This window comes from Streptomyces sp. NPDC002057 (genome assembly GCF_040296665.1).
GTDB lineage: Bacteria > Actinomycetota > Actinomycetes > Streptomycetales > Streptomycetaceae > Streptomyces.
The window spans coordinates 1-18,506 of record NZ_JBEOXR010000091.1 but is presented as its reverse complement, the minus strand read 5'-3'; the positions used below and the strand labels follow the sequence as shown (position 1 = coordinate 18,506).

Below are 18,506 nucleotides of genomic sequence, written 5' to 3'. Positions count from 1 at the left end.
TCCGGAAAATCTTCAGAATGCGCTCCTGGTTGCAGACCAGACGCAGCGAGCCCTCATGCGCGCGGACGCGCTTCAGGCCGCCGACCAGCACACCGCGGCCGGTGGAGTCGAGGAAGTCCACGCCCTCCATGTCGACGACCAGGTGGTAGCTGCCGTCGTTCACCAACTCGACCAACTGCTCGCGCAGCTTGGGCGCGGTATACACATCAATCTCGCCACCGACCTCGACGACCGTACGGTCGCCACCAGCGCCGGACACATTGCGAGTCGACAGGGACAGGTCCACGGATCCTCCAGCACCTTGCTATCGAACGATCGTTCTCTCGGGTCTCCAGGGCGGAGTCGGGGAACTGATCGCCAGCCGCGATGGCATTCAATCACTTACCAGCAGCCATGCACGACGCCTTGGAAGCATTGTCCGTCATGGCAGTGACACACTCGGTGCCGATGGCCAAGAATCACCGCCCCCGTCGTCCGGCCGGGGAAACGGGCAGCCGCCCCTCCCCCGGCATGGTCCTCGACCGGCTCTCCTCGGGCGAGAGCCGGGCCGCGCGCATCACTCATATGGAGCACATGCCCGCCCGGGAGGGTCGTCATGCAGTCTGGCCGCACCGCATCCGTCCGGAGGTGATCGCGGCGATCCGGGCGGCCGGGATCGAGCACCCCTGGGCCCACCAGGCGGAGGCCGCCGAGCACGCCCTGGACGGCGAGTCCGTGGTGATCGCCACCGGCACCGCCTCGGGCAAGTCGCTCGCCTACCTCGCGCCGGTCCTGACCACCCTCCTGGACGGCGCGGAGGCCCCCAACGGACGCGGGACCACCGCCCTCTACCTCTCGCCCACCAAGGCCCTCGCCGCCGACCAGCGCCGCGCCGTGCGGGAACTGGCCGCCCCGCTCGGCAACCGGATCCGCCCCGCCGTCTACGACGGCGACACCCCGGTCGAGGAACGCGAGTGGGTCCGCCAGTACGCGAACTACGTCCTGACCAACCCCGACATGCTGCACCGGGGCATACTCCCGTCCCACCCCAGATGGGCCTCCTTCCTGCGCTCCCTGCGCTACGTCGTGATCGACGAGTGCCACACCTACCGGGGCGTCTTCGGCTCCCACGTCGCCCAGGTGCTGCGGCGCCTGCGCCGGATCTGCGCCCGGTACGGCTCCGACCCGGTCTTCCTCCTCGCCTCCGCCACCTCGGCCGAGCCCGCCCTCGCCGCCGGCCGTCTCACCGGCCTGCCCGTCACCGAGGTCTCCGACGACGCCTCCCCGCGCGGCGAACTGGTCTTCGCCCTGTGGGAGCCGCCCCTGACCGAGCTGCACGGCGAGCGCGGCGCCCCCGTCCGCCGCACCGCCACCGCCGAGACCGCCGACCTGCTGACCGACCTGACCCGGCAGGGCGTCCGCTCGGTCGCCTTCGTGCGCTCCCGGCGCGGCGCCGAACTGATCTCGGTGATCGCCCAGGAACGGCTCGCCGAGACCGACCGCTCGCTCGCCCGCCGGGTCGCCGCCTACCGGGGCGGCTACCTGCCCGAGGAGCGCCGCGCCCTGGAACGCGCCCTCCACTCCGGCGAGCTCCTCGGCCTGGCCGCCACCACCGCCCTGGAGCTGGGCGTGGACGTCTCGGGCCTGGACGCCGTCCTGATCGCCGGCTACCCGGGCACCCGGGCCTCCCTCTGGCAGCAGGCGGGCCGGGCGGGTCGCTCGGGCGAGGGCGCCCTCGCGATCCTGATCGCCCGCGACGACCCGCTGGACACCTTCCTGGTCCACCACCCGGAGGCGATCTTCGACCAGCCGGTGGAATCGACCGTCCTGGACCCCGACAACCCCTACGTGCTCGCCCCCCACCTCTGCGCCGCCGCCGCGGAGCTCCCCCTCACCGAACCCGACCTGGCCCTCTTCGGCCCGGCCGTCCCCGACCTGCTGCCCCAGCTGGAGGCCGCGGGCCTGCTGCGCCGCCGCTCCACCGGCTGGTACTGGACCCGCCGCGAGCGGGCCGCCGACCTCACCGACATCCGGGGCGGCGGCGGCAGCCCCGTCCGGATCGTGGAGTCCGGCACCGGCAGGCTGCTCGGCACCGTCGACGAGGCCGCCTCCCACACCGCCGTCCACGAGGGCGCCGTCCACCTCCACCAGGGCCGCACCTACCTGGTGCGGGAACTCGATCTGAAGGACTCCGTGGCCCTCGTGGAGGAGGCCGTCCCGCCGTATTCCACCACCGCCCGCGACACCACCTCCATCACCGTCCTCGACACCGACACCGAGATCCCCTGGGGAGCCGGGCGCCTCTGCTTCGGCTCCGTCGAGGTCACCAACCAGGTCGTCTCCTTCCTGCGCCGCCGGCTGATCACGGGCGAGGTCCTCGGCGAGACCAAGCTCGACCTGCCACCCCGCACCCTGCGCACCCGGGCCGTGTGGTGGACGGTCACCGAGGACCAGCTCGACGCCGCCCGGATCACCCCGGAGATCCTCGGGGGCGCCCTGCACGCCGCCGAGCACGCCTCCATCGGCATGCTGCCGCTGTTCGCCACGTGCGACCGCTGGGACATCGGCGGCGTCTCCGTACCGCTCCACCCCGACACCCTGCTGCCCACCGTCTTCGTGTACGACGGGCATCCCGGCGGCGCGGGCTTCGCCGAGCGCGCCTTCCACACGGCCCGCGCCTGGCTGACGGCCACCCGGGAGGCCATCGCCTCCTGCGAGTGCGAGGCGGGCTGCCCCTCCTGCATCCAGTCCCCGAAGTGCGGCAACGGCAACGACCCGCTCCACAAACGAGGCGCCGTCCGCCTCCTCACGGAACTCCTCCGGGAGGCCCCGGAGAAACAGCCGGGGGAGCCGGAGGAGCCGGAGAAGCAGCCAGGGGGAGAGCGGGAAGGGCCGTCGGAGGGGCCGTAGGAGGGACTGTCGGCGGGGCCGCCGGAGGGGCCGGAGGTCTGAGAGGGCCTGGAGGGTCTGAGGCCGTCTCCGAGGCCCCGGAAGACCCCGGACCTCCCGCGGGGCGCCGGGAGAGGTCCCTCAGGCCCCTGAGACCCCGGCGGGGGCCCCTGGGGTCCCTGGGGGCCCCGGGGCCTCCCCCGCAGGTCCCTGAGACCCGGGGGGATGCCCCGGAGGTCCCGCCCGCGACCTGACCTCCGGCCGGTAGGGGCCCCGCACGACCCGGGCGGTCACCTCCGCGAGTTCGCCCCGCACGGCACACGCCACCAGCTCGGCACCCTGCGCTGCGGCCACCCGGGAGGCGGCCCCGCAGGCCTCGGCCTCGCCCCACAGCGCCCGGTCGGCGGCGGCGAGGGCGGCCAGGTCGGCGGCCCCACCGGCCCGGTGCCGGGCCGCCACAGCCTGACCGAGCGCGAGCACCGCCCCGAACACGACACAGAGCGCACAGGCCGCGAGGGCCACCCACACGGTTGCCGCGCCCCGGTCGGACCGACGGCCTCCCCCTCCCCCGGCCTCGGGCGTCATGGTGCGCCCCCTGGCTCCGGACGCCCCGCCACCGGATCGCCGCCCGCCGCTCCAGCCCCCGCCGCCCCCACGGCCGCCGTGTCCTCCGCGAGAGCCGCCGCCTCCGCCCGCAGAGTCAGCCCCATGCCACGGGGGCCCGGAGCCGCGACCTCCACCGACACCCGCCAGAGCTCCCCGGACCGCTCCACCGACACCCGGGCGCCCTCGGGCGCGGCGGCCCGGGCGGCCGACTCGGCGGCCGGCCCGGGCTCGGCGCGGGCCGCGACCCGTGCTCCCGCCCGTGCCGCGTCGACGCACCGGATCTGCGCGGCCGCGGCCGCCAGCGCCCAGAGCAGGGCCACCGTGAACAGGGCGAGGACAGGCAGCACCATCGCCGCCTCCACCGTCACGAAGCCCCGGTCAGAACGGCGCATCGAGCGCCTTCCCGATCACCGACTCCAGCGTTCCCGAGACCGTCCCGCTGGTCACGATCTTGTAGAGCACCGCGGCGAAACCAGCCGCCGCGATCGTCCCGACCGCGTACTCGGACGTGGTCATCCCCGCGTCTCGGCGTGCAGCCGCCCGCCGAGCCCGCCACCAACCCCGAACCGTCACCTTGCCTGCCATGCCGACCTCCTCGAATCGTCGTGCCATGTCGTGCCTCGCCATGTCCTGCCGTGTCGTGCTGCCTTGCTGGGTCTTGCTGTCCTGCTGGGTCCGGCGATGTCGCGCCGTGTTCCCGTCTTCCGTCCTTCATCCGTGCAGGCGTCCCGTCACCCGCCCAGGAGGCCCGTCGCGAGGCCGATCACCACCGGGGCCACCCCCACCGCGAGGAAGGCGGGCAGGAAGCAGAGCCCCACGGGCGCGCTGATCAGGACCTGCGCCCTGCGCGCCCTGGCCGCCGCCGCACGGGCGCGGGCCGACCGCAGCGCGGCCGCGTGCCGGGCGACCGCCTCGGCGGCGGGCGCCCCCGAGGAACCGGCCCGTTCCATGCAGCGAGCCAGCCCCTCGGCTCCTGGTATCGCGCCGAACCTCCGCCACACCTCGGCCGGTTCTCCACCGAGCCGCAGCTCGGCCGCCGTACGGGTCAGGCGCTCGCCCAACGGGCCGCCCAGGGACCGCCCGACGGCCTCCGCCGCCTCCCCGGGCCCGGCACCGGCCGAGGCGCAGGCCGCCAACAGATCGGCGGCGAGCGGAAGATCACGCACCGCCTCCTCGCCGTCCGTCACCGGAGTGGACCGACGCGCCGAGCCCTGCCGCACCCCCGCGCCCACCAGGACCCCGGCCAACAGGCCGCCGAACGCGCCGAACAGCACCCAGGCGAGGCCGGCCGCCCCCAGAGGAACCGCCCAGTGCCCCACCCACCGGGGCAGCCCGGACCGTACTTTCGGAGGCCGTGGCGCCGGAGCCGGAAGCAGGGCCCTCAGCCGCCGCCGCATCCCGCGCGCCCGGCGCCCGCACACCACCTCCACGACCGCCCGCTCGCACCAGACCACCACCGCCACGACGACAGCCGCCGTCTGCAGGGCCTCGATCACGCCCGCTCCCCTCCCCGTACGATCCGCCCGGCCCACCAGAGTCCGGCCGCCTCCAGAGCACCGCCCACGACGAGGCAGCCCAGCCCCGCCGGGGTGTGCAGCAACACCCGCAACGGGTCCGCGCCGAGCGCGGCCCCGAGGGCGACACCGGCCAGCGGAAGCAGCGCCAGGACAGCCACCGTCGCCCAGGCACCGGCCAGTTCGGCGCGCATCCGCTCCCGCTGTTCGTGGTGGTCTCGCAGGGCGGCTTCGAGCCGTTCGAGCCCGGCGGCCAGGCCCGCGCCACCGTCCACGGCCACCTGCCAGCAGGCGGCCACGCCGGCGAGTCCGTCGGCGCCGTCCTGCCCGGCGGCCCTGCGCAGCGCCTCCGGCACGTCTCCGCCGAAGCGGGCCGCCGCCAGCACCGCCGCCTCCTCGCCGCCCAGCGCGCCCGTCTCCCGGGCCGCGAAGGACAGGGCCTGGGAGGGCTGCCATCCGGCTCTCAGTTCCCCGACGACAGCCCCGCACAGCGCCACCACCCGCTCCGCCCCGGCCTCACGCTCCTTGCGCCGCTCGGCCGCCCGCAGCCGTCGCCCCACCACCGGCACCGCGACCGCCCCCGCCACCAGCGGAAGCGGCGACCCGCCGAGCAGCGCGACCACTCCCGCCACCGGCAGGCACAGCCAGGCGCGGCGCGCCCGCACGACGGTCCACCAGCGCGCGAGCACCGCGGGCCGCAGCGCACCGAGCACAGCGCGCACACCGGACGCGCCCCGGGAACCGGCCGCACCACCGGCACCGCGCCCACCAGGACCGGCACCGGCGAGCACCGCCCGCGCCCTGCCTTCACCCCGCCGCCACTCGACCGCCCACCAGAGCGCCCGGAGCGCGCAGACCGCCAACGCCGCCTGGGCCACCGCCCGTACCGGCTGTTCCACGAACATCACGCCCCCTCTCCGATCAGCGATCCAAGGCGCTCCCAGCCGCGCTCCCGCACGAACCCGGTGGCGCCCCAGCGCAGTGCGGGAACCGTCCGCACGAGGCCCTCCCGATCCCGCTCCAGGACGTGCACCTCGGCGATGCGCCGCCGCCCGTCCCGGTCCCGCGCCAGGTGGAGCACGGCCGACAGACCGGCCCCCAACTGGCTGTGCAGGGCGGCCCGGTCGAGCCCCGCCGCCGTCCCCAGGGCTTCGAGCCGGGCCGGCACGTCCGCCGCGGTGTTGGCGTGGACGGTTCCCGAGCCGCCTTCATGGCCCGTGTTGAGGGCGGCCAGGAGGTCGACGGCCTCGGCGCCGCGCACCTCGCCGACCACGAGCCGGTCCGGCCGCATCCGCAGCGCCTGACGGACGAGGTCCCGCAGGGTCACGAGGCCGGCGCCCTCCTGGTTCGCCGGCCGCGCCTCAAGCCGCACCACGTGCGGGTGGTCCGGTCGCAGCTCCGCCGAGTCCTCGGCGAGGACGATCCGCTCCCGCTCGCCCACCAGGCCGAGAAGGGAGGCGAGCAGTGTGGTTTTTCCTGTGCCGGTACCGCCGCTGACCAGGTACGACACCCGGGCGTCGATGAGAGCGCGCAGGATCGGGGCGCCGCCCGGCGGCACCGTGCCCGCCGCCGCCAGCTCCTCCAGGGTGAAGGCGCGGGGGCGCACGACCCGGAGCGACAGGCAGGTCGATCCGACCGCCACCGGTGGCAGCACGGCGTGCATCCGGGTGCCGTCGGGCAGTCGTGCGTCCACCCAGGGCCGGGCGTCGTCGAGCCTGCGTCCGGCCACCGCCGCGAGCCGTTGCGCGAGCCTGCGCACGGCGGCGGCGTCGGGGAAGGACACCGGGGCCCGTTCGAGGCCGGCTCCCCGGTCCACCCAGACCCGGTCGGGCGCCGAGACCAGGACGTCGGTGACGGCGGGGTCGGCGAGCAGCGGTTCGAGGGGGCCGGTGCCGAGGAGCTCGCACCGCAACTCCTCCGCCGCGCCGAGCACTTCCGCGTCCCCGAGGAGCCGGCCCTGGGCCCGCAGGGCCGCTGCCACCCGCGCCGGGGTGGGATCGGACCCGCTCGCCGCGAGCCGCTGCCGCACGGCGTCGAGAAGCCCCGCGCCGCCGCCCGCTCCCCCTGCCCCGGTCATGCCGCGCCCCCGGGCGCGAGGGCGCGGGCCCAGAAGGCGTCGCAGAACCGGCCGAGCGGTCCACGGGGCTCGGCGCCCGGTGGCACCCCCGCGTCCTGGTCCGCCACGATCCCCGGGTCGTAGGGGAGTTCGCCGGCCAGCGGCAGCCGCAGCGCGTCGGCGACCCATCGTTCGTCGAGCCCCGCCGCGTACGGTCCGCGGACCACGGCGCGCAGGTCGCGCACGACGGCGGAGACGGTCGAGGCGACCCGGTGCGCCGCCGCGACGGCCCTCAACTCGCCGGGGACGACGAGCAGTCCGAGGTCGAGCTGGACCAGGGCCTCGGCGGCCGCCGCGTCCGTGCCGCGCGGCAGGTCGACCACGACGACCCCGCCCCGGCGGCGGGCCGCGGCGAGCACGGACCGCACGGCCTCGGGCGGCACCGGCGCCGCGGGCTCCCTGCCCCAGCTGAGCACCCGGACGCCCCGCACGGACGGCAGGGACTCCTCCAGGGCGCCGCCGGCCAGGCGGCCCTTGGAGGCGGCGAAGTCGGGCCAGCGTCTGCCCTCCTCGCGCTCTCCGCCGAGCAACACGTCGAGCCCTCCGCCCAGCGGGTCGCCGTCGACGAGCAGGGTGCGCCGCCCGGTCCGGGCGGCGGCGAGCGCGAGACCGCAGGCGAGGGTGGAGGCGCCCGCACCCCCTCGGCCGCCGACGACGCCGACGGTCAGGGCCTGCCGGCCCACGCCCTCGGCCGCGTCGGCGATGCGGTCGACGAGCAGGCTCTCGGCGTCCGGCAGCCTCAGCACGCACTCCGCGCCGGTCTCGACGGCCAGCCGCCACACCCCCGGATCGTCCTGGTCCCGGTGGACGAGGACGATGCCGGGGCGGCGCGCCGCTCCCCGGCAGCGGGCGGCGGCGTCGTCGCCGACCAGGACGAGCGGCGGGTCGGTCCAGCTCGCCCGCCGCTCCGGCACCCGGTGGTGCACCTCGGGCTCGACCCCCGCCGCGGCGCACAGCCGCAGGAGGTCGTCGAGGAGCCCGAGGTCCTCGGTGACGATCAGCGGCCCCGTGCGGCGCGGTTCGTCCGCTCCGGGCGTCTCCGGCCCGCTCGGCGCCGAACTCCACGCCGCACCCCTGGCCCCGGAAGTCCTGGATGCCTCCATGGCTCTCACCCCTCTCGTGTTTCCTGCCGTCCGCGAACTTCGCGACAGGAATCACCGTGGGGCCGTGCCGAAAATCCTGGGGAGCGTGCCGAAAAACTGTGGATATCCGAAGCCCTGTGAATATCTTCGCCACCCGCCCGGGGACTGTCCGGAACGAAACCCGCCGGTTACTGTGAGTGACGAATCAAGGGTCCGGCGACGCGTCGGACCGAAGCGCGGCCGACGGGCGGGAGAAGGAAGATGGCGGTGTCACACAGGGCCAAAACGGCTCCGGACATGCGACGACCCCCGCCGGGGGGGAGAGCGGGGGTCGTCTTTCCGGCCGACTCGGGGGGGGAGGAGCCGGACCGGGTTAGCACGGTCGCGAACGATCCGTGACTTCCATGGTGTACCCGAGAGCCTTCTCAGGCAAACCCACGCGCCCCAGCGTACGCCGAATGGCGGGCACCTATGCTCAGGCTTGTGGAAAACCACTCCTTGCCGCGCACAGCCGCCTTCTTTGACCTGGACAAGACGGTCATTGCGAAGTCCTCGACCCTGACCTTCAGCAAGTCCTTCTACCGGGGCGGACTGATCAGCCGCCGCGCCGCCCTGCGGACGGCCTACATCCAGTTCGTCTTCCTGGCAGGTGGGGCCGATCACGACCAGATGGAGCGGATGCGCGAGTACCTCTCCGCGCTCTGCAAAGGCTGGAACGTCGCCCAGGTGAAGGAACTCGTCGCCGAGACCCTTCACGACCTGATCGACCCGATCATCTACGACGAGGCGGCGTCCCTCATCGAGGAGCACCACGCCGCCGGCCGCGACGTCGTGATCGTCTCGACCTCCGGCGCCGAGGTCGTCGAGCCGATCGGCGAGATGCTCGGGGCCGACCGCGTGGTCGCCACCCGGATGGTGGTCGGGGAGGACGGCTGCTTCACCGGTGAGGTGGAGTACTACGCCTACGGCCCGACGAAGGCCGAGGCCGTCCGGGAGCTCGCGCTCTCGGAGGGGTACGACCTCTCGCGCTGCTACGCGTACAGCGACTCGGCGACCGACATCCCGATGCTGGAGGCCGTCGGCCACCCGTACGCGGTCAATCCGGACCGCGCGCTGCGCCGTGAGGCCGCGTCCCGGGAATGGCCGGTTCTCGCCTTCGAGAAGCCGGTACGGCTCAAGCAGCGGCTGCCCGAGTTCCGTATGCCGCCCCGTCCCACCCTCGTCGCCGCGGCGGCGGTGGGTGCGGCGGCCGTGGGAGCCGGGCTCGTCTGGTATGCCGCCCGGCGGCGGGCCGCCCTCGCCTCCTCGGCTCTCGGATGACTTTGCCCCGATATGAACTACGGGCAAGAGAAGTGGAGCCAGCACTTTCGCTTCTACCCCGACAGGAGTAGAAAGGAATCAGGCCCGCGAGACCGAGGACATCCGAGAGGATCACCTGTTGAGCATGAAGGCCCCACGGACCTAGCACAAAAGCCGAGCACCCACGCGACGTCGACCCGTCGATTACGGGCCAGCCGCACCAGGCCACGGGCAAAGTTCCCGGCCTGATGGGCACATATCGAGGACGCTTGGTAACTGGGTGGACGTGCCAGCGGCGGTACCTGAACGGGTGCCGCCGCAACCCTTTCAGGGCCCCCGCGAGGGGGCCCTGAATCATGTCGGGCCCCACCCTTCCGTACGACCCGAAGCGACCCGAACGGACCGGACCGGGCCGGACCGGACCGACTCAGCGCGACCCGACGCGACCGGCCCGGACAGACTCAGCCCGACCGGCCCCGACGGGACCCGGCCCGCACGGACCCGGCCCGCACGGACCCGGCCCGGATCAGGCCGCGCCGCGCTGCAGCGCCTCGCAGACGGCCGTCGACTCACGGACACCCAGCTCGACCGAGCGCCCGCAGTGCGCGATCCAGCCGCCCACGCCCTCCGGGGTCCCCGACAGGTACCCCTCGAACGCGGCGAGGTACGCGGCCCGCCCCTGTTCCGCGTGACCGACCTCCGCCGGGCAGATCGCCTTGGGGTCGAGGCCGCTGCCGACCAGCGCGATCCGCTCCGCCGCCCGCGCGATCAAGCCGTTGTACGAGGTGAAGGGGCGCAGGGCGAGCAGCTCGCCGTGGACCACCGCGGCGGTCACGAGCGCGGGGGCGTCGCCGCCCGCGACGATCAGTTCCGCCAGGCCGTCCAGTCGTCCCGCGACCTCGGCGGGCGTCGGCACCGGGGTCGTGACCAGCGGCTCGTCGACGCTCTCGCCGTCCAGCCGGGGCCGCCCCACCGACTCGCCCGGGTCGCCGGCGGCGACCAGGTGGAGCCGGGCGAGCACCCGCAGCGGCGACTGGCGCCAGATGGAGAGCAGCTGCCCGGCCTCGGAGCCGAGCCTGAGGGCGGCGCCGACCGTGCGGGCCTCGGGGTCGGCGCTGAAGTCGCTGCGCCGGCGGACCTCTTCCAGGGCCCAGTCGGCACCGGAGAGGGCGGCCGAGCCGCGCGCGCCGCGCAGGGCCGCCTCGGAGGAGATCTCGTTGCTGCGGCGGCGCATCACACGGTGGCCGTAGACCCGGTCGACGGCCTTGCGTACGGAGTCCACCGCGTCGGCGACGCCCGGCAGGGAGCCGAGGGCGGCCAAGGGGTCAGAGGCGTGCGTACTCATAAGTAGGGAGGCTACGCGCCCCGTGGGCCCGCCCCACGATGGAGTGGTCTTCTTCACGCACCTTGACCACGGGGCGCGTTCATGCCACTACGCTAGGTGAACATGAAGATCGCTTTCGTGGGGAAGGGCGGCAGCGGCAAGACGACGCTGTCCTCGCTCTTCATCCGCCACCTCGCCGCCAACGAAGCCCCGGTCGTAGCCGTCGACGCCGACATCAACCAGCACCTCGGCGCCGCGCTCGGCCTGCCCGAGGGGGAGGCCGCCGGGCTGCCCGCCATGGGCGCGCACCTGCCGCTCATCAAGGAGTACCTGCGGGGCACGAACCCGCGGATCGCCTCCGCCGACACGATGATCAAGACGACGCCGCCCGGGGAGGGCTCGCGGCTGCTGCGGGTCCACGAGGAGAACCCGGTGTACGAGGCCTGCGCGCGGACGGTCCCGCTCGACGACGGGGACATCCGCCTGATGGCGACCGGCCCGTTCACGGAGTCGGACCTCGGGGTCTCCTGCTACCACTCGAAGGTCGGCGCGGTGGAGCTCTGCCTGAACCACCTGGTCGACGGCGCCGACGAGTACGTGGTCGTCGACATGACCGCCGGCTCGGACTCCTTCGCCTCCGGCCTCTTCACCCGCTTCGACATGACCTTCCTGGTCGCCGAGCCGACCCGCAAGGGCGTCTCGGTCTACCGCCAGTACAAGGAGTACGCGCGGGACTTCGGGGTCGCGCTCAAGGTCGTCGGCAACAAGGTGCAGGGCCGGGACGACCTCGACTTCCTGCGCGAGGAGGTCGGCGACGACCTGCTCGTGACGGTGGGCCACTCGGACTGGGTCCGCGCGATGGAGAAGGGCCGCCCGCCCCGCTTCGAGCTCCTGGAGGCGGAGAACCGGATGTCGCTCCAGGCCCTCCAGGACGCGGCGGACGACTCGTACGCCGACCGCGACTGGGAGCGCTACACGCGCCAGATGGTCCACTTCCACCTGCGCAACGCGGAGAGCTGGGGCAACGCCAAGACGGGGGCCGACCTGGCTGCCCAGGTCGACCCCGACTTCGTGCTCGGCGAACCGATGGCCGTACCGCAGCTCGGCTGACGGCCCGGCCGGTGGCTCAGCGCCGTTCGGCCTGCTTGGCGTCCGTCGCCGGATCGGCCACGTCCGCCGCCGAACCCGCCACGCCCCTCGCCGGATCAGCCACGTCCGCCGCCGAACCCGCCACGCCCCTCGCCGGATCAGCCACGTCCGCCGCCGGGCCGGCCGCGTCCGCCCCCGAACCCGCCACGCCCGCCGCGGGGGCGGTCGCCGGGGCGGCCGGGGCCGCCGGCTGGGAGGTGAGGAAGGTCTTCCAGCCGGCCGCCGGGGCCTCGCCGACCTTCAGGGTGCGCATCTTGGCGATGACGTCGGGGTCCTGGGCGTCGAGCCAGTCGGCGAGCTGCCGGAAGGACACGCACTTGACGTCCTTCTGGACGCACACCGTGGCGATGGTCTCCTCGATGGCACGCATGTACGTGCCGCCGTTCCAGGACTCGAAGTGGTTGCCGATGACGAGCGGCGCCCGGTTGCCCTTGTAGGCGCGGTCGAAGGCCTGCACCAGGCCGTCCCGCATCTGGTCGCCCCAGTACTCGCGCTGGTTCGGGTCGCCCTGGGTCGTGCCCGGGGACTGGTTGACCAGGAAGTTGTAGTCCATGGACAGCGTCTGGAAGGCGCGGCCCGGCATCGGCACGAGCTGGAGCGACAGGTCCCACAGGCCCAGGTCCTTCTTGGGCCAGATCTGGTCGTTGACGCCGCTCGTGTCGTAGCGGAAGCCCAGCTGCGCCGCCGCCTGGACGAAGTTGGTCCGGCCCTCCAGGCAGGGGGTGCGGGCGCCGACGAGCTCCTTGTCGTAGTCGAACGGAAGCGGCTGCTCCGCGCGCAGCCCCGAGTTGGTCTTCCAGTTCTTGACGAAGGACTTGGCCTGCTTGATCTCGCTCTTCCACTCCTCGACGGACCAGGTCCCGACGCCGCCCTCGGCGCCGCAGAAGTGCCCGTTGAAGTGGGTGCCGATCTCGTTGCCCTCCTGCCACGCGGCGCGCAGTTCGCGGACGGTGGCACGGATGCCCTCGGTGTCGTTGAAGCCGATGTCGGAGCGCCCCACGTTGTGCTGCGGCGGGTCGTAGAGGGCCTTCTTCTCCTCGGGCAGCAGGTACACGCCGCTGAGGAAGTACGTCATGGTGGCGTCGTACTTCCTGCCCACCGAGCGGAAGTGGGAGAACAGCTTCTGGCTGTCCTCGCCGGCGCCGTCCCAGGAGAAGACGACGAACTGCGGCGGGGTCTCGCCCGGCTTGAGCTTCTGCCAGACGGGCTGGCGGGGCTGGGCGCCGGTGAAGGCCGTGGAGCCGTCGCCGATCAGGCGGGGCACGGTCTGCGGGGCCGCGGCCGGTCCCTTCTTGGTGCCGGCGCCGCCCTGCGCGCCCTTCGTGGCGGTGCCGTCGGAGCCCGAGCAGCCGGCGAGGCCGGTGATCAGGGCGACGGCGAGGGCGCCTGCGGCGAGCGTCTTCCTCTGGGCAGTGGTCCTTCTCCCGGCGGCTGTCATCCGCCCACCTCTCCTCGGTTCGTGCGAGCGGCGTCAACGTCGCACCGCGACGACCGGAGAGATGAAACGACAAGCGGCAAAGCGTCCACCTATCACCGGAACCGGTGAATCATTGCCCTATTTGCCCCGAAAATAATGCCGGAGACTTTACTCTCCATTACGATCCATTTACCGAGCGTTGATCCTCGCCCCTGGCGGGGACCCCATCGGGAATCCCGCCGCTGCACGCCGTGACCCACGGCCGCGAGCCCCCATGTTCGTCCCCACGAACCGCGACCGCGCTGCCCCGGAGGAGACGGGAATGACCCTCTGCACCCCCGACCGCACCACCACCCGACCCCGCGTCCAGCGGCCCCACAGCCCGCCGGAGCGGCCCCGCCGCTTCCGCGTCGCGGGCGCCGACCTGTCCGCCTCGATCGCCGTCTTCCTGATCGCGCTGCCGCTCTCGCTCGGCATCGCGCTCGCCACCGGAGCCCCGCTCCAGTCCGGCCTCGTCGCCGCCGCCGTCGGCGGCCTGGTGGCCGGCCGGTTCGGCGGCTCCCCCCTCCAGGTGAGCGGCCCCGCCGCCGGCCTCACGGTGGTGACCGCCGAGCTCATCCAGCTGTACGGCTGGCGCACCACCTGCGCCATCACCGTCCTCGCCGGACTCGCCCAACTCGGCCTGTCCGCCCTCCGGGTGGCCCGCTCGGCACTCGCCGTGTCGCCCGCGATCGTGCACGGCATGCTGGCCGGCATCGGCGTCACCATCGCCCTCGCCCAGCTCCACATCGTGCTCGGCGGCACCCCGCAGAGCTCCGCCGTCGACAACGTCCTCGGCCTGCCGGCCCAGGTGGCGCACGCCCACCCGGTCGCGCTCGGCCTCAGCGCCCTCACCGTGGCCGTGCTCCTGTGCTGGCCCCGGCTGCCGGGGCGCGCAGGGAAGCTCGTACGGAAGGTCCCGGCCGCGCTGGTCGCGGTGGCCGGGGCGACGGCGGTGGCGACCGTCGCCGGGCTCGCCGTGCCCCGCGTCGACCTGCCGTCCTGGAGCAGCCACGCCCTGCCGGGTCTGCCCGAGGGCCCCGTGCTCGGCATCCTGGCCGGAGTGCTCACGATCACCCTGGTCACCAGCGTGCAGTCTCTGCTCTCCGCCGTCGCGGTCGACAAACTGGTCGCGGCCCGCGCGGACGGCGGCGTCGGCGTCCCGCGCGCGAACCTGGACCGCGAACTCGCCGGCCAGGGCGCGGCCAACATGCTCTCCGGCGCGCTCGGCGGGCTGCCGGTCGCCGGGGTCGCGGTCCGCAGCGTCGCCAACGTCTCGGCGGGCGCGGTGAGCCGCTCCTCCACGATGCTGCACGGCCTCTGGATCGTGCTCGCGGCCCTGCTGCTCGTTCCCCTGCTCGACCTGATCCCGCTGCCCGCGCTCGCCGCCCTGGTGATGGTGGTCGGCATCCAGATGGTCAGCATCACCCACATCCGTACGGTCACCCGGCACCGCGAGGTCGTCGTCTACGTGGTGACCGTGTCGGGTGTCGTCCTCATCGGCATCCTGGAGGGTGTGGCCCTCGGCATCGCCGTGGCCATCGCGGTCGCCCTGCAGCGGCTGACCCGCACCCGGATCACCCGCGAGGAGCGGGACGGGCGCCACCTGCTGCACGTCCGGGGACAGTTGACCTTCCTCGCGGTGCCCCGGCTCAGCCGGGCCCTGCACCAGCTGCCGCGGGGGTCCGACGTGGTGGTCGAGCTGGACGGTTCCTTCATGGACCACGCCGCCTACGAGACGCTGAGCGACTGGACCGCCGGGCACCTCGCCCACGGCGGCACGGTCGAGACGACCGGCCCGGCCGGCGTGCGGATCGCCGAGCCCTCCCCCGCCACCGCCGCGGCGGCCGCCGCGCACACCTGCTGCCGGCCCTGGACGCCGTGGCACAACCACCAGTGCGGGGAAGCTCCGGCCGATCCGCCCCGGGACAGCGCCGGGAGCACCGGGCCCGCCACGCCCGCCGGGCCGGGGCGTACGACGGGGCTGCAGCTGGCGAGCGGCATCGGCAAGTTCCAGCGGAACACGGCCCCGCTCGTGCGGGACGAGCTCGCGCGGCTCGCCCGGGAGGGCCAGACCCCCTCGCAGCTCTTCCTGACCTGCGCCGACTCCCGCCTCGTCACCAGCATGATCACGTCGAGCGGACCCGGCGACCTCTTCACCGTGCGCAACGTCGGCAACCTCGTCCCGCTCCCCGGCGAGGAGAGCGGCGACGACTCGGTGGCGGCGGCGATCGAGTACGCGGTGGACGTGCTGCGGGTGCAGTCGATCACCGTCTGCGGCCACTCCGGCTGCGGCGCGATGCAGGCCCTGCTGAACGGCGGCCCGGACGACCCGCCGAGCCCGCTCCGGCGCTGGCTGCGGCACGGCCGGCCCAGCCTGGAGCGGATGGCCAACCGGCGCCACGCCTGGGCACGGATCTCCGGACGCCTTCCGGCGGACGCGGTCGAGCAGCTCTGCCTGACCAACGTGGTCCAGCAGCTGGAGCACCTGCGGGCGTACGAGCCGGTCGCGCGGCGGCTCGCCGAGGGCACGCTCACGCTGCAGGGCATGTACTTCCACGTGGGCGAGGCGCAGGCGTACCTGCTCGCCGGTACGGACGAGGTGCACAGCTACGACGACGTCTTCACCCAGGTCATGCCGACGGACGCCCGGGAGACGGCGCACGCGTGCTGACACCGGCGCACGCCGCCGCGCGGACGACGGAGCACGCACGCCTGCCGACACCGGCGCACCGCGTTGGCACCGGGGCGGCGGGGTCGCACTCCGATCCCGCCCACCCGGGCGGAGGGCGCGCGTCCTGAACCATTCGCCCTCCCCGTCCGTGAGACTGTGTGGCCCCTTCTCCCACCGCTCGGGAAGAAGGGGCCACACCGCGTCGAGCCACGTCAAGCCACCCACAGGTCTAAACCAATTCCCTGGAGACTCTTGTCACCCGGGCATCTGACTGATGAGGTATGACGCGGGACACATACGCACAGAGGACGCCCTGGGAAAGGGAGATGTCGTGAGCAACGAAAGCCTGGCCAATCTGCTTCGGGAAGAGCGACGGTTTTCGCCGCCCGCCGAGCTGGCCGCGCACGCCAACGTGACGGCGGAGGCGTACGAGCAGGCCAAGGCGGACAGGCTGGGCTTCTGGGCCGAGCAGGCCAAGCGCCTGACCTGGGCCACCGAGCCGACCGAGACCCTCGACTGGTCGAACCCGCCGTTCGCCAAGTGGTTCGCGGACGGCGAGCTGAACGTCGCGTACAACTGCGTCGACCGGCACGTCGAGGCCGGCCACGGCGACCGGGTCGCCATCCACTTCGAGGGCGAGCCGGGCGACAGCCGCGCGATCACCTACGCCGAGCTGAAGGACGAGGTCTCCAAGGCGGCCAACGCCCTGACCGAGCTGGGTGTCCGCAAGGGCGACCGCGTCGCCGTCTACCTGCCGATGATCCCCGAGGCCGCCATCACGATGCTGGCCTGCGCCCGCGTCGGCGCCGCCCACTCGGTGGTCTTCGGCGGCTTCTCGGCCGACGCCGTGGCCTCCCGCATCCAGGACGCCGACGCCAAGCTGGTCGTCACCGCCGACGGCGGCTACCGCCGAGGCAAGCCGAGCGCCCTCAAGCCGGCCATCGACGAGGCCGTCGCCAAGTGTCCGCAGGTGGAGCACGTCCTCGTGGTCCGCCGTACGGGCCAGGACACCGCGTTCACCGAGGGCCGCGACGTGTGGTGGGACGACATCGTCGCCCGCCAGTCCGCCGAGCACACCCCGGAGGCCTTCGAGGCGGAGCACCCGCTCTTCATCCTCTACACCTCCGGCACCACGGGGAAGCCGAAGGGCATCCTGCACACCTCCGGCGGGTACCTCACGCAGGCCGCCTACACCCACCACGCCGTCTTCGACCTCAAGCCGGAGACCGACGTCTACTGGTGCACCGCCGACATCGGCTGGGTCACCGGGCACTCGTACATCGTCTACGGCCCGCTGGCCAACGGCGCGACGCAGGTCATGTACGAGGGCACCCCGGACACCCCGCACCAGGGGCGGTTCTGGGAGATCGTGCAGAAGTACGGCGTCACGATCCTCTACACGGCGCCCACGGCGATCCGCACGTTCATGAAGTGGGGCGACGACATCCCCGCCAAGTTCGACCTGTCGAGCCTGCGGGTGCTCGGCTCGGTCGGCGAGCCGATCAACCCCGAGGCCTGGGTCTGGTACCGCGACCACATCGGCGCGGGCAAGACGCCGATCGTGGACACCTGGTGGCAGACCGAGACCGGCGCGATGATGATCTCGCCGCTGCCGGGCGTCACCGAGACCAAGCCGGGCTCCGCCCAGCGCCCGCTGCCGGGCATCTCCGCGACCGTCGTCGACGACGAGGCCAACGAGGTCCCGAACGGCGGCGGCGGCTACCTGGTCCTCACCGAGCCGTGGCCGTCGATGCTCCGCACCATCTGGGGCGACGACCAGCGCTACATCGACACGTACTGGTCCCGCTTCGAGGGCAAGTACTTCGCCGGTGACGGGGCCAAGAAGGACGAGGACGGCGACATCTGGCTGCTCGGCCGGGTCGACGACGTCATGCTCGTCTCGGGCCACAACATCTCGACCACCGAGGTCGAGTCGGCCCTCGTCTCGCACCCGTCGGTCGCCGAGGCGGCCGTCGTCGGCGCCGCCGACGAGACGACCGGTCAGGCCATCGTCGCCTTCGTCATCCTGCGCGGCGCGGCGAGCGAGACGCTGGCAGCGTCCGCCGACGCGGGGGAGAGCCTGGTCGCCGAGCTGCGCAACCACGTCGGCACGACCCTCGGCCCGATCGCCAAGCCGAAGCGGGTGCTGCCGGTGGCGGAGCTGCCGAAGACCCGCTCGGGCAAGATCATGCGCCGTCTGCTGCGCGACGTGGCCGAGAACCGTGAGCTGGGGGACGTCACCACCCTCACGGACTCCTCCGTCATGTCGCTCATCCAGACCCAGCTGCCGGCCGCCTCCAGCGAGGACTGAGCGGCGACGCGCAGGACCCGTACGACGTGAACGCCCGCCCCGGACCGCTCGGGGCGGGCGTTGACGTCGTAAGGGTGCGGGGCGCCCCACCCCCCCCCGCCCACCCC

15 protein-coding genes are annotated in these 18,506 nt (G+C 73.7%); 5 read left to right on the top strand and 10 right to left on the bottom strand.

All coding sequences use genetic code 11. From position 1 onward, the window contains the following. The coding region (locus ABT129_RS37010) for an STAS domain-containing protein (RefSeq protein ID WP_351910480.1) at nt 1-286 on the bottom strand (286 nt) is incomplete at its 3' end. A gap of 80 nt (nt 287-366) precedes the next feature. Between ABT129_RS37010 and ABT129_RS37005 the strand changes: the two genes are divergently transcribed. Further along, nucleotides 367-2,889 carry a DEAD/DEAH box helicase gene (locus ABT129_RS37005; RefSeq protein ID WP_351910478.1) on the top strand — a complete coding sequence of 841 codons (2,523 nt, stop codon included), beginning with the start codon at nt 367-369 and terminating at the stop codon, nt 2,887-2,889. Nucleotides 2,890-3,009: 120 nt separating this feature from the next. Here the strand turns inward: ABT129_RS37005 and ABT129_RS37000 are convergent, their stop codons facing one another. The 7 genes from ABT129_RS37000 to ssd all read right to left on the bottom strand — a co-directional run bounded on the left by ABT129_RS37000 (nt 3,010) and on the right by ssd (nt 8,207). Continuing rightward, the gene (locus ABT129_RS37000) at nt 3,010-3,453 is read right to left on the bottom strand and encodes an Rv3654c family TadE-like protein (RefSeq protein ID WP_351910477.1); all 444 of its coding nucleotides are present in this window, start codon (nt 3,451-3,453) and stop codon (nt 3,010-3,012) included. After that, the gene (locus ABT129_RS36995) at nt 3,450-3,866 is read right to left on the bottom strand and encodes a TadE family type IV pilus minor pilin (RefSeq protein ID WP_351910476.1); all 417 of its coding nucleotides are present in this window, start codon (nt 3,864-3,866) and stop codon (nt 3,450-3,452) included. Before ABT129_RS36995 ends, ABT129_RS37000 begins: the two co-directional genes overlap by 4 nt. Beyond that, on the bottom strand, nt 3,853-4,059 hold the full coding sequence (locus tag ABT129_RS36990) for a DUF4244 domain-containing protein (protein WP_351910474.1): 207 nt from the start codon (nt 4,057-4,059) through the stop codon (nt 3,853-3,855). The genes ABT129_RS36995 and ABT129_RS36990 overlap by 14 nt, the downstream gene beginning before the upstream one ends. A gap of 146 nt (nt 4,060-4,205) precedes the next feature. Further along, the gene (locus ABT129_RS36985; RefSeq protein ID WP_351910472.1) at nt 4,206-4,970 is read right to left on the bottom strand and encodes a type II secretion system F family protein; all 765 of its coding nucleotides are present in this window, start codon (nt 4,968-4,970) and stop codon (nt 4,206-4,208) included. After that, nucleotides 4,967-5,893 (bottom strand): type II secretion system F family protein, encoded by a 927-nt coding sequence (locus ABT129_RS36980; RefSeq protein WP_351910470.1) that lies wholly within the window; start codon nt 5,891-5,893, stop codon nt 4,967-4,969. The genes ABT129_RS36985 and ABT129_RS36980 overlap by 4 nt, the downstream gene beginning before the upstream one ends. After that, nucleotides 5,893-7,065, bottom strand: a complete 1,173-nt coding sequence (locus ABT129_RS36975) for a TadA family conjugal transfer-associated ATPase (protein WP_351910469.1) — start codon at nt 7,063-7,065, stop codon at nt 5,893-5,895. The genes ABT129_RS36980 and ABT129_RS36975 overlap by 1 nt, the downstream gene beginning before the upstream one ends. After that, nucleotides 7,062-8,207, bottom strand: a complete 1,146-nt coding sequence (gene ssd / locus ABT129_RS36970; RefSeq protein WP_351910467.1) for a septum site-determining protein Ssd — start codon at nt 8,205-8,207, stop codon at nt 7,062-7,064. The genes ABT129_RS36975 and ssd overlap by 4 nt, the downstream gene beginning before the upstream one ends. Nucleotides 8,208-8,657: 450 nt before the next feature. Between ssd and ABT129_RS36965 the strand changes: the two genes are divergently transcribed. Beyond that, nucleotides 8,658-9,506, top strand: a complete 849-nt coding sequence (locus ABT129_RS36965) for an HAD family hydrolase (RefSeq protein ID WP_351910465.1) — start codon at nt 8,658-8,660, stop codon at nt 9,504-9,506. Nucleotides 9,507-10,011: 505 nt separating this feature from the next. Here the strand turns inward: ABT129_RS36965 and ABT129_RS36960 are convergent. After that, nucleotides 10,012-10,830 (bottom strand): Fic family protein, encoded by an 819-nt coding sequence (locus ABT129_RS36960; RefSeq protein ID WP_351910463.1) that lies wholly within the window; start codon nt 10,828-10,830, stop codon nt 10,012-10,014. A 102-nt stretch (nt 10,831-10,932) separates the two neighbouring features. Between ABT129_RS36960 and ABT129_RS36955 the strand changes: the two genes are divergently transcribed. After that, a complete protein-coding gene (locus ABT129_RS36955; protein WP_351910461.1) occupies nt 10,933-11,919 on the top strand; it encodes an ATP-binding protein in 987 nt (328 codons plus the stop codon). Between the two features lie 16 nt (nt 11,920-11,935). On the opposite strand, the gene ABT129_RS36950 is transcribed toward ABT129_RS36955, so the two are convergent. Then, a complete protein-coding gene (locus tag ABT129_RS36950) occupies nt 11,936-13,396 on the bottom strand; it encodes a polysaccharide deacetylase family protein (RefSeq protein ID WP_351910459.1) in 1,461 nt (486 codons plus the stop codon). A gap of 301 nt (nt 13,397-13,697) precedes the next feature. Between ABT129_RS36950 and ABT129_RS36945 the strand changes: the two genes are divergently transcribed. Together ABT129_RS36945 and acs are read left to right on the top strand one after the other, a co-directional pair. Next, nucleotides 13,698-16,088 carry a SulP family inorganic anion transporter gene (locus tag ABT129_RS36945; protein ID WP_351910457.1) on the top strand — a complete coding sequence of 797 codons (2,391 nt, stop codon included), beginning with the start codon at nt 13,698-13,700 and terminating at the stop codon, nt 16,086-16,088. A gap of 331 nt (nt 16,089-16,419) precedes the next feature. Next, on the top strand, nt 16,420-18,399 hold the full coding sequence (acs, locus tag ABT129_RS36940) for an acetate--CoA ligase (protein ID WP_351910455.1): 1,980 nt from the start codon (nt 16,420-16,422) through the stop codon (nt 18,397-18,399). Nucleotides 18,400-18,506: the final 107 nt, after the last annotated feature.

Excerpts from the sequence above, each read along its gene's own strand:
- ABT129_RS37005 (WP_351910478.1), top strand. The coding sequence starts at position 367 with ATGGCATTCAATCACTTACCAGCAGCCATGCACGACGCCTTGGAAGCA.
- ABT129_RS37000 (WP_351910477.1), bottom strand. The coding sequence starts at position 3,453 with ATGACGCCCGAGGCCGGGGGAGGGGGAGGCCGTCGGTCCGACCGGGGC.
- ABT129_RS36995 (WP_351910476.1), bottom strand. The coding sequence starts at position 3,866 with ATGCGCCGTTCTGACCGGGGCTTCGTGACGGTGGAGGCGGCGATGGTG.
- ABT129_RS36990 (WP_351910474.1), bottom strand. The coding sequence starts at position 4,059 with ATGGCAGGCAAGGTGACGGTTCGGGGTTGGTGGCGGGCTCGGCGGGCG.
- ABT129_RS36980 (WP_351910470.1), bottom strand. The coding sequence starts at position 5,893 with ATGTTCGTGGAACAGCCGGTACGGGCGGTGGCCCAGGCGGCGTTGGCG.
- ABT129_RS36975 (WP_351910469.1), bottom strand. The coding sequence starts at position 7,065 with ATGACCGGGGCAGGGGGAGCGGGCGGCGGCGCGGGGCTTCTCGACGCC.
- ssd (WP_351910467.1), bottom strand. The coding sequence starts at position 8,207 with ATGGAGGCATCCAGGACTTCCGGGGCCAGGGGTGCGGCGTGGAGTTCG.
- ABT129_RS36965 (WP_351910465.1), top strand. The coding sequence starts at position 8,658 with ATGCTCAGGCTTGTGGAAAACCACTCCTTGCCGCGCACAGCCGCCTTC.
- ABT129_RS36960 (WP_351910463.1), bottom strand. The coding sequence starts at position 10,830 with ATGAGTACGCACGCCTCTGACCCCTTGGCCGCCCTCGGCTCCCTGCCG.
- ABT129_RS36955 (WP_351910461.1), top strand. The coding sequence starts at position 10,933 with ATGAAGATCGCTTTCGTGGGGAAGGGCGGCAGCGGCAAGACGACGCTG.
- ABT129_RS36950 (WP_351910459.1), bottom strand. The coding sequence starts at position 13,396 with ATGACAGCCGCCGGGAGAAGGACCACTGCCCAGAGGAAGACGCTCGCC.
- ABT129_RS36945 (WP_351910457.1), top strand. The coding sequence starts at position 13,698 with ATGACCCTCTGCACCCCCGACCGCACCACCACCCGACCCCGCGTCCAG.